At 59.8% G+C, this 14,504-nt stretch carries 17 protein-coding genes and 1 riboswitch; of the genes, 1 reads left to right on the top strand and 16 read right to left on the bottom strand.

Going from position 1 to position 14,504, the window contains the following annotated elements; genetic code table 11:
• Nucleotides 1–44: 44 nt before the first annotated feature.
• The 14 genes from atpG to ACLBWT_RS10355 form a co-directional block, all read right to left on the bottom strand.
• The gene (gene atpG / locus ACLBWT_RS10290) at nt 45–905 is read right to left on the bottom strand and encodes an ATP synthase F1 subunit gamma (RefSeq protein ID WP_447662971.1); all 861 of its coding nucleotides are present in this window, start codon (nt 903–905) and stop codon (nt 45–47) included.
• Between the two features lie 74 nt (nt 906–979).
• A complete protein-coding gene (atpA, locus tag ACLBWT_RS10295) occupies nt 980–2,494 on the bottom strand; it encodes a F0F1 ATP synthase subunit alpha (RefSeq protein WP_447662973.1) in 1,515 nt (504 codons plus the stop codon).
• 15 nt (nt 2,495–2,509) lie between these two features.
• Nucleotides 2,510–3,058, bottom strand: coding sequence for a F0F1 ATP synthase subunit delta (locus tag ACLBWT_RS10300; RefSeq protein ID WP_049868380.1), 549 nt, complete (start codon nt 3,056–3,058; stop codon nt 2,510–2,512).
• Nucleotides 3,055–3,537, bottom strand: a complete 483-nt coding sequence (gene atpF / locus ACLBWT_RS10305; RefSeq protein ID WP_076357777.1) for a F0F1 ATP synthase subunit B — start codon at nt 3,535–3,537, stop codon at nt 3,055–3,057. The genes ACLBWT_RS10300 and atpF overlap by 4 nt, the downstream gene beginning before the upstream one ends.
• Before the next feature lie 195 nt (nt 3,538–3,732).
• Nucleotides 3,733–3,945 carry a F0F1 ATP synthase subunit C gene (atpE, locus tag ACLBWT_RS10310; protein ID WP_076357776.1) on the bottom strand — a complete coding sequence of 71 codons (213 nt, stop codon included), beginning with the start codon at nt 3,943–3,945 and terminating at the stop codon, nt 3,733–3,735.
• 98 nt (nt 3,946–4,043) lie between these two features.
• Nucleotides 4,044–4,802, bottom strand: coding sequence for a F0F1 ATP synthase subunit A (gene atpB, locus ACLBWT_RS10315; RefSeq protein ID WP_447662976.1), 759 nt, complete (start codon nt 4,800–4,802; stop codon nt 4,044–4,046).
• Nucleotides 4,803–4,812: 10 nt separating this feature from the next.
• Complete coding sequence (locus ACLBWT_RS10320) at nt 4,813–5,193, bottom strand: ATP synthase subunit I (RefSeq protein ID WP_447662977.1); 381 nt, start codon at nt 5,191–5,193, stop codon at nt 4,813–4,815.
• Entirely contained in the window at nt 5,186–5,407 is a 222-nt protein-coding gene (locus tag ACLBWT_RS10325; protein WP_447662979.1) for an AtpZ/AtpI family protein, read from the bottom strand. Before ACLBWT_RS10325 ends, ACLBWT_RS10320 begins: the two co-directional genes overlap by 8 nt.
• Nucleotides 5,408–5,594: 187 nt before the next feature.
• On the bottom strand, nt 5,595–6,740 hold the full coding sequence (wecB, locus tag ACLBWT_RS10330) for a non-hydrolyzing UDP-N-acetylglucosamine 2-epimerase (protein ID WP_447662980.1): 1,146 nt from the start codon (nt 6,738–6,740) through the stop codon (nt 5,595–5,597).
• Between the two features lie 17 nt (nt 6,741–6,757).
• Nucleotides 6,758–7,387, bottom strand: a complete 630-nt coding sequence (gene upp / locus ACLBWT_RS10335) for a uracil phosphoribosyltransferase (RefSeq protein ID WP_447662981.1) — start codon at nt 7,385–7,387, stop codon at nt 6,758–6,760.
• A gap of 332 nt (nt 7,388–7,719) precedes the next feature.
• A complete protein-coding gene (locus tag ACLBWT_RS10340) occupies nt 7,720–8,967 on the bottom strand; it encodes a serine hydroxymethyltransferase (RefSeq protein ID WP_447662983.1) in 1,248 nt (415 codons plus the stop codon).
• 117 nt (nt 8,968–9,084) lie between these two features.
• A complete protein-coding gene (locus ACLBWT_RS10345) occupies nt 9,085–9,687 on the bottom strand; it encodes a TIGR01440 family protein (RefSeq protein ID WP_447662984.1) in 603 nt (200 codons plus the stop codon).
• A gap of 167 nt (nt 9,688–9,854) precedes the next feature.
• Nucleotides 9,855–9,936, bottom strand: a riboswitch (ZMP/ZTP riboswitch).
• A gap of 125 nt (nt 9,937–10,061) precedes the next feature.
• Nucleotides 10,062–10,658: a low molecular weight protein arginine phosphatase gene (locus ACLBWT_RS10350; protein WP_447662986.1), complete on the bottom strand. Its 597-nt coding sequence runs from the start codon at nt 10,656–10,658 to the stop codon at nt 10,062–10,064.
• Between the two features lie 51 nt (nt 10,659–10,709).
• On the bottom strand, nt 10,710–11,276 hold the full coding sequence (locus tag ACLBWT_RS10355; protein WP_447662987.1) for a manganese efflux pump MntP: 567 nt from the start codon (nt 11,274–11,276) through the stop codon (nt 10,710–10,712).
• A gap of 29 nt (nt 11,277–11,305) precedes the next feature.
• Between ACLBWT_RS10355 and ACLBWT_RS10360 the strand changes: the two genes are divergently transcribed.
• On the top strand, nt 11,306–11,734 hold the full coding sequence (locus ACLBWT_RS10360) for a hypothetical protein (RefSeq protein WP_447662988.1): 429 nt from the start codon (nt 11,306–11,308) through the stop codon (nt 11,732–11,734).
• A gap of 320 nt (nt 11,735–12,054) precedes the next feature.
• Here ACLBWT_RS10360 and ACLBWT_RS10365 read toward each other — a convergent pair whose 3' ends face one another.
• Nucleotides 12,055–13,173, bottom strand: coding sequence for an L-threonylcarbamoyladenylate synthase (locus tag ACLBWT_RS10365; protein ID WP_447662989.1), 1,119 nt, complete (start codon nt 13,171–13,173; stop codon nt 12,055–12,057).
• Nucleotides 13,174–13,494: 321 nt separating this feature from the next.
• Nucleotides 13,495–14,271, bottom strand: coding sequence for a stage II sporulation protein R (gene spoIIR, locus ACLBWT_RS10370; protein WP_447662990.1), 777 nt, complete (start codon nt 14,269–14,271; stop codon nt 13,495–13,497).
• Nucleotides 14,272–14,504: the final 233 nt, after the last annotated feature.

Below are 14,504 nucleotides of genomic sequence, written 5' to 3' on the forward strand. Positions count from 1 at the left end.
CGTGCATCTATGAAGCAGGCCGCAGCCTGCTCTTCTGCTTGTGATTATTGCTGGGCGCTTGCTCCGCCGACGATCTCCGCGATTTCTTGGGTGATCGCGGCCTGACGCGCGCGGTTGTAAGAGAGCGTAAGCTCGCCGATGAGCTTTGTCGCATTCTTCGTAGCATTGCCCATTGCCGTCATCCGGGCGCCGAATTCGCTCGCCTTGCCTTCGAGAATCGCGCTGTACACGACCGTCTCGGCATACTTGGGCAGCAGGACGCTGAGCACGGATTCCGCATCCGGCTCGTACTCGTACTGCGCCGCAGAACCGGTGAACTCATCGGAGCTCAGCGGCAGCAGCTTCTTCATCGTCGGAATCTGGGAAATGGCATTGATGAAGCGGTTGTAGACGATATAGACCTCGTCATAACGGCCTTCCTCGAAGCCTTGAACGGCTTTGTAGGCAACCGGCTTGATATCGCCGTATTTCGGGGAGTCGGAGATTCCCGTCACTTCCTCGGCGATGTTCATGCTGCGGCGCGTCAAGTAGGCGCTGCCCTTGCGGCCGACAACGAGGATTTCGTACTCGTCCTTGGACCGGTGCTTCTCGGCGATCGTATTGGTCAGCTTGCGCAGTACGTTGATGTTGTAACCGCCAGCGAGTCCGCGGTCCGACGTCACGATCAGGTAAGCTGTGCGCTTCACCTCGCGCGACTGCAGCATAGGATGACGAATGCTGCCTGCACCGGCGGCGATGCTGGAGACGACTTCGCGGATCTTGTCCGTGTAAGGACGGGCCGACAATGCCGCCTCCTGCGCGCGGCGAAGCTTCGCCGCAGCGACCATTTCCATCGCTTTGGTGATCTGCTTCATATTCTGCTTGCTCTTGAGCGAGCGCTTGATCTCCCGCATGCCTTTTGCCATTAGTACTCACCACCTTACTTATCGGCCCCATGCCCATAATCAGGCACGGGGACCGGCATCATCGTTCCTTGCTATTAAACCGAACGGGAGAAGCCTTTCTTGAAGTCCTGGATGGCAGCTACAAGAGCTTTCTCGTTGTCGGAGGAGAGGTCTTTGGTATCACGGATGGAAGTCAGAATCTCCGGCTTGTTGGCATCCACGAAGCTCAGCAGCTCGCCCTCGAAGCGACTGACGTCCTGAACCGGGATATCATCCACATGGCCGCGCGTTACCGCGAACAGGGAGACCACCTGGCGCTCCAGAGGCATAGGCTGGTTGATGCCTTGCTTCAGGATTTCCAGCGTGCGCTCGCCGCGGTCAAGGCGGGACTTGGTTACTTTGTCCAGATCGGAGCCGAATTGGGCGAATGCCGCCAGCTCGCGGTACTGGGCAAGGTCAAGCTTCAGCGTGCCGGCTACCTTTTTCATCGCCTTCGTTTGAGCGGAGGAGCCTACGCGGGATACGGAGTTGCCGACGTTGACAGCCGGACGCTGGCCGGAGTAGAACAGGTCGGCCTCCAGGAAGATCTGTCCGTCCGTGATGGAGATGACGTTCGTCGGGATGTAAGCGGAGATATCCCCGGCTTGCGTCTCGATGAACGGAAGCGCCGTAAGGGATCCGCCGCCGAGCTCGTCGTTCAGCTTGGCCGCGCGCTCCAGCAGACGGGAGTGCAGGTAGAAGACGTCGCCCGGATATGCTTCCCGGCCCGGTGGGCGGCGAAGCAGCAGGGACAGCTCGCGGTAAGCGGCGGCTTGCTTGGACAGGTCATCGTAGATGACGAGAACATGCTTGCCGTTGTACATGAAGTACTCGCCCATGGAGCAGCCTGTGTAAGGAGCGATGTAAAGCAGCGGGGACGGCTCGGAAGCGCTCGCCGTTACGACGATCGTGTAATCCAGCGCGCCTTGGCGGCGGAGGGATTCGACAACCGTACGAACCGTGGATTGCTTTTGACCGATAGCGACGTAGATGCAAACCACGCCGTTGCCCTTTTGGTTGACGATCGTGTCGATCGCGATTTGCGTTTTACCCGTTTGGCGGTCGCCGATAATGAGCTCGCGCTGGCCGCGGCCGATCGGAATCATGGCGTCGATCGCCTTGATGCCCGTCTGCATGGGCTCGAATACGGATTTACGGGCCATGACGCCCGGTGCCGGCGATTCGATTGGACGGCTAGCCGTCGTCGCGATCGGACCGTTGCCGTCAAGCGGCTGGCCCAGAGCGTTGACAACGCGGCCCAGAAGGGCGTCGCCCACAGGCACTTCCATGATGCGGCCCGTGCGCTTCACTTGGTCGCCTTCACGGATATCCGTGTAAGGTCCAAGGATAACGACACCGACATTGCTCTCCTCAAGGTTGAGCGCCATGCCTACAACGCCGTTGGAGAACTCGAGCAGCTCGCCGGCCATAGCGTTCTCAAGGCCGTGCACGCGAGCGATGCCGTCGCCGACTTGGATAACCGTTCCGACCTCGTCGACTTGGATCTCGGATTTATATTGTTCAATCTGCTGCTTAATCAGCGTGCTGATTTCATCAGGTCTGATGCTCAACTTCTTCACCCCTGTCTACAGTGCTTGGGAATTGATTTGCTTGCTCAGGCGATCCAGCTTGGTGGAGAGGGATCCGTCATAGATCTTGTCTCCGATGCGGACCTTGATGCCGCCCAGAAGGGAAGGCTCGACGACCTGTTCGCCGATGATGCGCCGCCCCGAGATGACTCCGAATTGCTGGAGCACCTTTGCGAGCTCGGCTTCGCTGAGCGCGACCGCCGTATAAACGGTCGCGCGCGATTCGCCGGAGGCTTCGTCGGCAATTCGGCCATAGGCTTCACTGACGCTGCCGACCGCCGACTGGCGGCCGCGTTCGATCAGGAGCGTGACCGTATTCAGAACAATAGAGGACACGCGGTCCCCGATTGCTTTTTTGATGATGTCCAGCTTGACCGACGGCTCAATTCCAGGCGTCGACAGGAAACGGGATACGTCTCCGTCGGATGCCAAGGCTCCGGCAATCAGCTCAAGCTGCTGGCGCACTTCCGCCACCAGGTTTTGCGTGCTCGCAACATCGTACAGCGCCTGCGCGTAACGTTTTGCGATTACCGTGTCGCGGCTCATTTGCTTCCTACCTCTTTGAGGTAGTTGTCAACAATTTGCTCCTGCGATTTCTCGTCGATTTGCTTCTCGACGATCTTGGATGCAATCGCGACGGACATGCTGCCGACTTCGCTGCGCAGGGAAGCGATGGCTTTGTTCTTCTCGCTCTCGATGTCGCGGACGGCATCGTCTTTGAGGCGGGATGCTTCGGAACGGGCCGTGTCGATGATGCTGTCGGCCTGCTTCGTGCTCGTGATCCGAGCCTTTTCGATGATATCGTTTGCTTCTTGGCGCGCTTGCGCCAGAGCTTGCTTCTGGGCTTCCATTTCGGCGGAAGCTTCCTTGCGGCTGTTCTCGGCCGCATTCATCTGCTCAAGTACCATTTGGCGGCGCTGTTCCATGATTCCGAACAGGGGACCGAACGCATACTTGTTCAGCAGCCAGTACAGAATGAGGAACGCGACGATCGCGTACACAAAAGACTCCCAATGCCAGGACATGACCGCTCTCCTTTCACTTGCCATTCACATTCATGCCGTGCAGCCCGCTGCCGGTCAGGCGACGCGGCGCTGCTGCTCGGACAATCGGAATGCCGACTAAGCTTCAAGCTTTAGGGCAAACCCCGATTTTTATGACGATGGCGTGGAGGGCAATGGCCTTCCCCGCCATGTCGAGTTCAGCAGATTCTGCTGCTATTATTTGAAGAAAGCGAGGAAGCCGATAACAACGCCGATGATCGGCACGACTTCGACGATACCTACGCCGATGAACATCGTCGTTTGAAGCTTGCTTGCCGCTTCCGGCTGGCGGGAGATGCCTTCTACTGTTTTGCTGACGATAAGACCGTTACCTACGCCCGCGCCTACTGCGCCGAGACCAACTGCGATTGCTGCTGCCAATACTTCCATTGTTTAAAATCCTCCTCTAAATTGGGTGAGTGTGGGTTATTTCAACACCGACCGAAGCCGTACGCGACGTCCTCGGAATCAGTACGAACTGCTGTGGATCAGTGCGCGCCGTCTTCGTCGTGAATGGCGGCTTGCGAGATGTACACCATGGTGAGGATCGTGAACAGGAACGCCTGGATGGCGCCTACGAAAATACTGAAGCCCTGCCAGATAATCATGAACGGCGTACCGATGACGCCAAGCATGAGGATGGTGGCGATCAGCACCTCGCCCGCGAAGATGTTCGCGAACAAACGGAGAGCCAGCGTGACCGGCTTCGCGATCGTCTCGATGATGTTCAGCGGGAAGAAAATCGGATAAGGCTTGAAGTAATGCTGGAAATAATGCTTGGCGTTCATCTTCATGCCGAGGAAATGGACGAGCAGGAAAACGATCAGCGCCAGTCCGGAAGTAACGGATAGGTCTGCTGTCGGAGATTTCCACCACGCCAGCTCCGCATGGCCGTCATGCTTGGCGAGCGTTTCGGCGGCAACCCCCCAGCCCGGATGGTGGATTTCGGTCACGATGCCGAACGGAAGACCGAGCAGGTTGGAGACGAAGATGAAAAGAATCAACGTCAAGCCAAGACCAAGAAACGGACGAACCCGGCTCAGCGGCATCGTGCTTGCAATGGTCGAGTGAACGAAGTCAACCGCCCATTCCATGAAGTTCTGCGCCTTGGAAGGATTGGCAATCGACAGTTTTCGCGTCAGCAGCTTGACCAGGACGAACGTCGCGATGACCGATACCGTAATCGCGATAAACGCTGAAACGTCGATGTTAAGTCCATTCCAATGGTAAATCGGAAATTCATGCATACCTTAAATTTCACCCCTTTCCACGGCGTAGCCGGAGATTGACAAAGAAAGCGCATACCAGTATAACAAAAGGCACCGCAAAACATGAGGCCAAGGCGGAGGGAAGATTGAAATAGTCCGGCTTGCGGTGTGCGATCATGACGACGAGCAGCACCATCGCGATTCTGCCGGCCATTCCGGTGCCTGCCCTTTTGGGAGCCTCCCCGGAAGCCATGACCCCGATCCACTGGACCCGCCTGCGCAGAAGAAAGGCGTTGAACGATCCTGCCGCCATGCCAAGCAGGCAGCCTGCGGCAACCGTGCGCCAGTCCGGAAGCAGAACCCAGACGAGCAGCAGCGCGGCTGCAAGCAGCAAGACCGCTGACTTGGTCATCTTGAGCACTTCATTCATTGCTGTCCTCCAGAACCTTTCTGACGATAAAGATGACGGAAACAATTCCTGCCGCCAGCCCGGCGAACACCCCGGCGATGATCCATCCTGGAGTTCCCCCGTAACGGGCAGCGAGCCAATAACCGATGTACGTGCATATGGCGACATCGATGCCAAGCGCGCCTACAAGCGCAAGCGCCTTCAGCGGGTCTTCTCCCTTGCTCTTCCTGGCCATGGTTTGTCCCCTATCAACCCTCATTATTTTATCCAAGCAATCGAAGGTTTGTCAATTTTGATAATAGCAAACTTTCCGTGAACTTGGGCAAAAAAACCTTGAAATGACGGGATTTTTCGCTTTGGCAAACCATACAGTTGAACTGTATGCTGTGTCGTTGTTGGAGTTGACGCTCTTCCCCCGAAAACTATGAACGTTGTGTGAACGGCTCAGGTCTTTCGCCTCTGCCAAAATGATGCAGGATGGCGGCGACGATTCTCTCCGATGCAGCCCCGTCTCCGTAAGGATTGGCCGCCTGGCTCATGCGCTCATACGTTCCCTGGTCGGTAAGCAGCACGCGAGTCCGCTCGTAGACGCGGGTCTCGTCCGTGCCGACCAGCTCCAGCGTTCCGGCCTCGATCCCTTCCGGCCGCTCGGTCGTGTCGCGCAGCACCAGCGTCGGAATGCCGAAGGAAGGAGCTTCCTCCTGCATGCCGCCGGAGTCGGTGAGCAGCAGATACGTATGCGGGAAGAAATTGTGAATCTCGAACACGTCCAGCGGCTCGATCAGCTTGATCCGCGGATGATTGCCCAGAAGCTCCTGCGCCGGCTCGCGCACGGCGGGATTCGGGTGCACGGCGTACACGATGGCGATGTCGTCGAACTCATCGGCGATGCGCTTGACGGCGCGGAAGATGTTGCGATGCGGCTCGCCGAGCGATTCGCGCCGGTGGGCGGTCATCAGAATGAGGCGCTTGCCGGCAGCCCAGTCCAGCATCGGGTGGGTGAATTCCGGATCCACCGTATACTGGAAGACGTCCGTCGCCGTATTGCCCGTCACATAGATCGCGGATTCCGGCTTGCTCTCCCGGCGCAGATTGCCTGCGGACCAGTCCGTCGGCGCGAAGTGCACGTCCGACAGAACGCCGGCCAGCTGGCGGTTCATCTCCTCCGGATACGGGGACATCTTGTTCCAGGTGCGCAGGCCCGCTTCGACATGGCCCACCTGGATCTGCTGCAGGAACGAAGCATAGCTGGCCAGGAACGTCGTCTGCGTGTCTCCGTGCACGAGCACGATATCCGGACGGGCCTCCTTCAGCACGGGCTCGATTCCCTCCAGCACGCGGACGGTCGTCTCCGTCAGCGTCTGGCGGTCCTTCATGACGTTGAGATCATAGTCCGGCTTGATGCGGAAAAGCTCCAGCACCTGGTCCAGAATCTGGCGGTGCTGGGCCGTCACGCAGACGATCGGCTCGATCTGCTCCGAATGCTTCTGCAGCTCCAGCACAAGCGGAGCCATCTTGACCGCCTCCGGCCTCGTGCCGAAGACGGTCATCACTTTCAGTTTCTCCATGCGGTTAATTCTCCCCCTTACTTCGTTCCGAACATCCTGTCGCCGGCGTCGCCCAGGCCCGGAATGATGTAGCCCTTCTCGTTGAGCTTCTCGTCCACGGCCGCGGCGTAAATGTCGATCTCGGGATGCGCTTCCTGAATGGCGCGAATCCCTTCCGGAGAAGCGATCAGCACCATCAGCTTGAGCTGGGTGCAGCCGCGCTTCTTGAGCGCTTCGATGGCGGCGTTGGCCGAGCCGCCGGTCGCCAGCATCGGGTCGACGACGATGAGCAGCCGCTCCGTCGCGTCTGTAGGAAGATTGATGTAATATTCCGTCGGCAGCAGCGTGTCATGGTCGCGTGAGAGGCCGATATGCCCTACCTTGGCGGCCGGAATCAGCTTGAGGATGCCGTCGACCATGCCCAGGCCGGCGCGCAGAATAGGCACGATGCCGAGCATCCTGCCGGACAGTACTTTGGATTCGGCCACGGCGACGGGAGTCTCCACCCGGATCGTGTCCAGGGGCATTTCCCTCGTGATCTCATAGGCCATCAGCGTGGCTACTTCGTCGACAAGCTCGCGGAAGTCTTTGGTCTTGGTGTCTTTGTCCCGAATATACGTCAGCTTGTGCTGGATAAGCGGATGGTCGCATATGACCAGATTGCCCATGGGGGTTGCCCTCCTGAATTTCGCTAAAATTTGCTTTTCTCCGACAGCATCGGAGCATAATCCCAACTATTATAGCATTCCCCAAGAGCGAGCGCATCAAGCATTGTAGAAGGCGAAATATCGCTGCGGAAGCAGATGGCTCCAGGCAGGCCTTGTCCTTGCCTCCTTGCTTCCGTATTTCCTTGGCTGGCCGGCCGGATCCGCCCCCGGTTCCATCGCAGGCATACGGAGAGATAAGCTGTGCCCGGCTCGTCAGAACAAGGCGGCTGAACGGCTGTCCACGCAAAGAACCCCGTCCAGCGGAGAATCGCCGGACGGGGGTTTCTTGCCTATTAATACTTGATATCGGTATAGAGCGGGAAGCGGCCCGTGAGCTCGCGTACGATGGCGCTGGCCTTGGCCAGGACGGCCTCGTCCTTCGGACTGCGGAGGGTCATGTCGATGACGTCGGCGATCGTGCGCATCGCGTCCGCGTCCATGCCGCGCGAAGTCGCGGCCGGCGTTCCGATCCGGATGCCGCTCGTAACGAACGGGCTGGTCGGATCGAACGGGATGGCGTTTTTGTTCACCGTGATGCCGACGGAATCAAGCACATGCTCGGCTTCCTTGCCCGTGATGTTCAGATTGCGGGTGTCGAGCAGCATGAGGTGGTTGTCCGTGCCGCCGGAGACGATGTTCAGGCCTTTGCCCGACAGGGAATCGGCCAACACCTTCGCGTTGTCGATGACGTTTTTGGCGTAGGTTTTGAATTCAGGCTGCAGTGCCTCGCCCAATGCCACGGCTTTGGCCGCGATGATGTGCATCAGAGGGCCGCCCTGCGATCCCGGGAAGACGGCCTTGTCGATGGCAGCCGCCCAGGCTTTGGTCGTGAGGATCAGGCCGCCGCGCGGTCCGCGCAGCGTCTTGTGCGTCGTCGTCGTCACGAAATGCGCGTGCGGCACCGGGCTCGGGTGCAGGCCGGCGGCCACCATGCCGGCGATGTGCGCCATGTCGACGAAGAAGAGCGCGCCGACGTCTTTGGCGATCTGGCCGATCTTCTCGAAGTCGATGATGCGCGGATAAGCGCTCGCTCCGGCTACGATCATGCGCGGGCGATGCTTGAAGGCCGCCTTGCGGAGGTTGTCGTAGTCGATCGTGAACGTGTCTTCCTCGACGCCGTATGCGACGAAGTTATAGTAGAGGCCGGATGCGTTGACCGGGCTGCCGTGCGTCAGATGGCCGCCATGGGCCAGGTTCATGCCGAGAACCGTGTCGCCAGGCTTAAGGGCAGCCAGGTAAACCGCCATGTTGGCCTGAGCGCCGGAATGCGGCTGGACGTTGGCGTGCTCGGCGCCGAACAGCTCCTTCGCGCGGTCGCGCGCGATGTCTTCCACGATGTCGACATGCTCGCAGCCGCCATAGTAGCGCTTGCCCGGATAGCCTTCAGCGTATTTGTTCGTCAGAACGCTGCCCATCGCTTCAAGGACGGCTTCGCTGACGATGTTTTCCGATGCGATCAGCTCGATGTTGTCGCGCTGGCGCTGCAGCTCGAGCCCCATTGCCTTCAATACTTCAGGATCCTGCTTGCGGAGATTTTCCATGTTGGATCAAGTCCTCCCTCATAATGGATGCATCAGTGATTAGAACATCAGTGATTAGAACATCAGTGTTTAGAACATCAGTGTTTAGAACATCAGTGCTTAAGGCAGGCTCGCCTTTCAGTCGCAGCTTCCGGCAGAGCCGGACAAATCATCCCCAGGCGGCAGCTCGTAGACGGCGCGGGAGCCTCCGATCAGCTTCGGCCGGGTGAACGCCATCGTCACACGCGCTTCGCCGATCTGCTTCAGGGAAGGACGCAGAGGCACGGCAACCCGGCGCAAATGCATGCCGATGAGCGTTTCGCCGATATCGATGCCGGCATGAGCCTGCACCGTCTCCACGAGGCAAGCATCCGCCAGGTGACGGTAGGCATAAGCGGCCATCGAGCCGCCGGCGCCAGGGACCGGCACGGCGGCGACTTGCTCCAGTCCGAGCCTCTCGGCAACGGCACGCTCCAGAACGAGCGCCCGGTTCAAATGCTCGCAGCACTGGTACACCGGCGTGAAGCCGATCTCCTTGCGCGCCGCCTCCACGCCGGCAAATATCGCCGCTGCTGCATCCGTGCTGCCCGAGGTGCCGATATGCCTGCCGAGCACCTCGCTCGTGCTGACTCCGAGAACGAGCAGCTGCCCTTCCCGCAGGCGTCCGCCGCCAGTGAGCTCGCGCACAAGCGTTTCGACCCCGGCTGTTATTGCCGCCTCCGGCTTCGATCCATTCGTCATCCCAGCATCCTCCTGTCTCAGCCCCTTTTCCGTCTCCGCTGCAAGCGGCTCCCGGAAGAAAGGACAAGTTCACCGTTTCGGTTCTATTATACCGGACCGAAGGCCTTTTAGACGAGACTACCCAAAATGACAAAGAGAGCAACGCGCGCAAAAAAGATTGCGTGCTTGCTCTCTGCCCAGGCGACCGGCCGTATGTTCCGATGCTCCATCGTGGTTATTCCCACTTCGTCGCCAGTTACACCGGAAACCGTGTTTCTTGCTTTCATCATAGCTTACACGAAAAGGGAAAGTCAATGATGGATAAGCCTTCTGCAAGGCCTCTTTTTCCCAATGAATGCGATCCGAAAAAAGGCGCGCTGCCGCGGCCGATCCCGCTATCCTTCATTCCTTTCGGATGATCCGGATTGGAATTCCGGACGCTCCAGCAAGCTCGACAGCGCCTCGCGGATTTCCTCCGCGCAGCGGGCGTAATCCTCGTAGGAGCCTCCGTACGGATCGGCGATGTCCGGAAGGGGAAGCTGCCGTTCCAGCTCCCGGATCCGCCGTTCCACTGCGTCGTCGGGACGGCGGCCAAGCGACTGGGCGATCATTCTTTCGCTATAGTGCCTGTCCAGTTCTCCGGCCGCTCCATCCTGTCCCGGCGAGGCGTATTCTTTCAAGGTATGGACTTTTCCGGAAGCTCCCGGCCAATACCTCAGAAGCGCTTGCTTATGGGAGGAAGTCATCGTCAGCACGAGATCGGCCCATTCAAGCAGGCTTTCGCTCGCAGGCGTCGATGCGCCTTTATGAGCGATGCCGTTATTTTCCAGCACCTGAAGCGCATGGCGCGATACAGGCAATCCGTCCACGGTCGATACTCCCGCTGAGCGGACTTCAAGCCGCAGCCCCCTCTCAACCGAGAGCTCCCTCAGGAATGCCTCTGCCATCGGGGAACGGCAAGTGTTTCCGGTACAGACAAACAAGATGCGCATGGACTCCCTCTCCTTTTCCCTTGAGCGGCTTCCCCTGCCGCCGGGATATCCCTACAGCAGGAAGAGGATGCCGAAAGTAAGTAAAATCGCCCCGCCAGCCGCTTCCCCGTAGCTCCCCATGCTTCTCCCGATGCGCCGGCCGGCCAGCAGTCCGGCTACCGACATCAGCCCTCCGGCCATTCCGAACAGAAGGATGGTGAGAATCAGGTCGGCCGCGAACATACCCAGCGAAATTCCGACGGAGAAGGAATCGACACTGACGCTCAGAGCGAACAGCAGCATGCCCCCCGCGGTCCTGTGGTCCGTGAAGGACGGCGATTCGCCATCGCCTCTCCAAGCGGCGAGAAGCATATGGCCGCCGAGCAGAATGAGCAGGATTCCCGCCGCGGCCGTCGCCACGTGACCAAGCAGAAAGCTCATGTAATGGCCCGTGTACAAGCCCAGAAGCGGCATGACGACATGGAAAATGCCGATAATCAGACTCAGCTTCAAGATGTCCTGGATCCGGATGCCTCTCATTCCGATGCCGACTCCCAGCGAAAAGGCATCCATCCCGAGAGCTAGCGCCATGATCAATAAAGTGAGCAGCTGTCCTTCATGCAGTCCCGCTTCCAACATTTGCGCAATCTCTCCTTACCTACGCTGGCTTGTTCTATCCAGCTTATGCGGACAAGGAGAGAGAATATGACCTGTCCCGGAGAGCGGGGCGAGGTGACGCGCTGGACCTGGCTCGCAGAGCGGGGCGAGGTCAGATGCGCTGGACCTGGCTCGCAGAGCGGGGCGAGGTGACGCGCTGGACCTGGCTCGCAGAGCGGGGCGAGGTGACGCGCTGGACCTGGCTCGCAGAGCGGAGCGAGGTGACGCGCTGGACCTGGCTCGCAGAGCGGGGCGAGGTCAGATGCGCTGGACCTGGCTTGGTCAGATGCACTGGGCGGGACGAGCAGACGCCAGAGCGAGACGAGCAGACGCGCTGGACCTGGCTCGCTGGGCGGGACGAGCAGACGCGCTGGACCTGGCTCGCAGAGCGGGGCGAGGTGACGCGCTGGACCTGGCTCGCAGAGCGGGACGAGGTCTGACGCATGGACTGCAGCCATACGAGCAGCAGGGATTATTGCCCTTCGCATTTCAGCACATAGCGGGGAACCCACCGTTTTATCGGACATACGTTCCGCTATTTCGCCCGAAAGCCGGTTTCCTTGCAATTATCGGACATACGTTCCGCTATTTGTGCAGAAACCCGCTGTTTTCTATGTCTTTCCTTGAAATAGCGGATCCTATGTCCGTTAAAATTATTTTAACGCACGATTTGTGTGAAATAACGGATCGTATGTCCGATAGCCTATGAAGCATCAGGAAAATAAATCAAGCTGAGGCCAGCCCGCAGATGGAGCTGCCTTTAGCCCGCATCGACCTGCCTGCCGCCGGCGGCCTTGGCCAGCCGGTTAAGCAGAGCAAGACCGATGCCTTCCGACGGGCAGGCTTCGGCCCAAATCCGCTCGGCGCCAAGCTCGTCGAACTCTCGCAGAACGGAATAGAGCGATCGGGCGGCGCTTTCCAGCTTCCCGAGAGAGCCGCAGGCTAGAACAGCATCGGCCCGGTAGGAAGCCTCCGTCTCCTCGTAGGCGAGAATGCCGGTGCGCAGCCCCTGCGCAGACGCCGCATCGGCCTCGGCTTGGATATATGCGCGCACCTCTTCCGGCGAGCCGGATACGAGGGTCATCTCCCCGCGCGGCGCATAGTGGGCGTATTTCATGCCGGGCGAGCGGGGCGCCGTCGGCTGGGAAGCAGCGGTCCCGGAGACCGCCGTCCGGGACGCCGGCCGCCCAAGGGCCGGGATGCCGGCTCCGGCATCGAACTCGACGGCGTACCCCGCCGCCCGCAGCTGCTCCGGCGTTACGCCGCCGGGCCGCAGGATGCGGACCGACCGCTCTCCGATAGCCTCGACAACCGTCGACTCCAGCCCGACTCCGGTCGCTCCGCCGTCCAGCACGCCGCCGATCCGTCCGGCCAGATCCTCCAGCACATGCGAGGCAGCAGTCGGGCTTGGACGGCCCGAGCGGTTCGCGCTCGGCGCCGCGACGGGACAGCCCGCTTCACGGATCAGAGCCAGCGCCAGCGGGTGGTCCGGCATGCGGACCGCGACCGTATCCAGCCCCGCCGTCACGCGCGGCGATACGGCATCCGGAAGCGCCGGGAGCACGAGAGTCAGCGGACCGGGCCAGAAGGACCTCATCAAGCCGCGCTCCGTCTCCGTCAGGCTTGCAGCGAGCCCTTCCAGCTGCCGCTCATCGGCGATATGGACGATCAGCGGATTGTCGGACGGCCTGCCTTTCGCTTGAAACACGCTTTCTACCGCCGCCGTGCTGCGGGCATCCGCGCCGAGGCCGTACACCGTTTCCGTCGGAAAAGCCACCGTTCCGCCGGAACGCAGCAGATCGGCCGCTTCCTGCAATTCTTTTGCCGAAACAGCTCCCGCCGCTCCGCTTCTCCAATAAATCGTGCTTGTCGTCGTCATTCGGTTCCATTCCTTCTCATCCGGGATTGCCGCGGAAGCCCCCGGCGATATAGCTTCAGTATACCTCTCGCGCAGCCGCGTTACCAACCTTCCGATGCCTTCCGTCCATGCAGGCAGGAAATGAAAACACCCCTTGCAAAGACTGCTAACGGCCGCCGGCAGGCAGATCCCATCGTCATTGATAAGGGGTAAACGTAGATATCAAGCCGTTTGGATGGCGCGCCATCCGGCAGTAGAGACGGACTCCGGCTGAACGGACATCGTTGTCCGCCAAAGGCGCCTCTTGCATTCTCGGACGCCGAGTAGCTCCCGCCCAGCCCATCAGGCAAAGAGGCCGCGCAGGAAGGAAAAGAACGACTCAATCAGCTCCCAGATGAAAAATTTGGCTTCTGGGGCTTGCCCTGCCTCTGCAGGAGCATCGGTTTTGGCCGAGGCAGATTTGCCGGCATCGGCCTTCGACAGCCGGTCCGGCTTGCTGTCCTCAACCGCAGCAGCAGCCTCTGCCTTAGGAGACGCGTCGCCGGACGATGAGTCCAGGAAGCACAGCGGAGGGAAAAGGACGCACCACCAGTTCTGGCCTTTTCCTTCGCCAAGGGTGATGAGGAGCGCTTCATAGTCGCCTGCCGGATAAACCTGCTCGCCGTAGACTTTAGTGGGGAAAGCCACTTGGCCGAGCTCGGCTTTGTAGCTGTAGGAGAATCCGCGATCCTGCAGCGTGCGGGCTATGATTCCTTCGATTTCCCCCATGCGGGAATGCAGCGTGGCACGGGCTTCTTCGATCGTCTGAGGCCCTGCGGCCCAGCCGTTCATCGCCTGCACGACGGCATCGCGCACGACGCGCTTCGTAGCCTGGTCGACGGCGGAATCCGAGTTGGCGAGGATGCGCAGCCGGATGGCCTCGCTAGGAATGGAGCTTTGAGCCAGAGCGGCATCGTTGCGGACATTTTCCCAGCTCATCATCAGGAAGGCGACACAGACAATGAGGTACAGGTAGGACAGGCGGAACGGGAACCGGTACGAATGGGCTGATGCCGAATAAGGACGGGAAGCTGCCGACGGATAAGGGCGGGACACCGAAGTATAGGAATGAACGGACATTGCACAAGCTCCTCTCGGGCACCCGTCGGCACCGCCGCTTGCGTTCCGGAACGTCTCTATGCTCCAGTATGTCCGCTCTCTGCTCTTCTATACCTTGCCTGCGAATCTGAATTTCGAAGATTGCGAGATTAAGAGGGCTTGAATCGGGGAAGGCTGGCCTGTAACGAGGAGGCAAGGTGCCGAAGACAGCGTGAGCTGCCCTCCCCTAGCCATTTATAAGCCTCGGTTGCGAA

The sequence above is a fragment of the Paenibacillus sp. D51F genome (assembly GCF_053345695.1).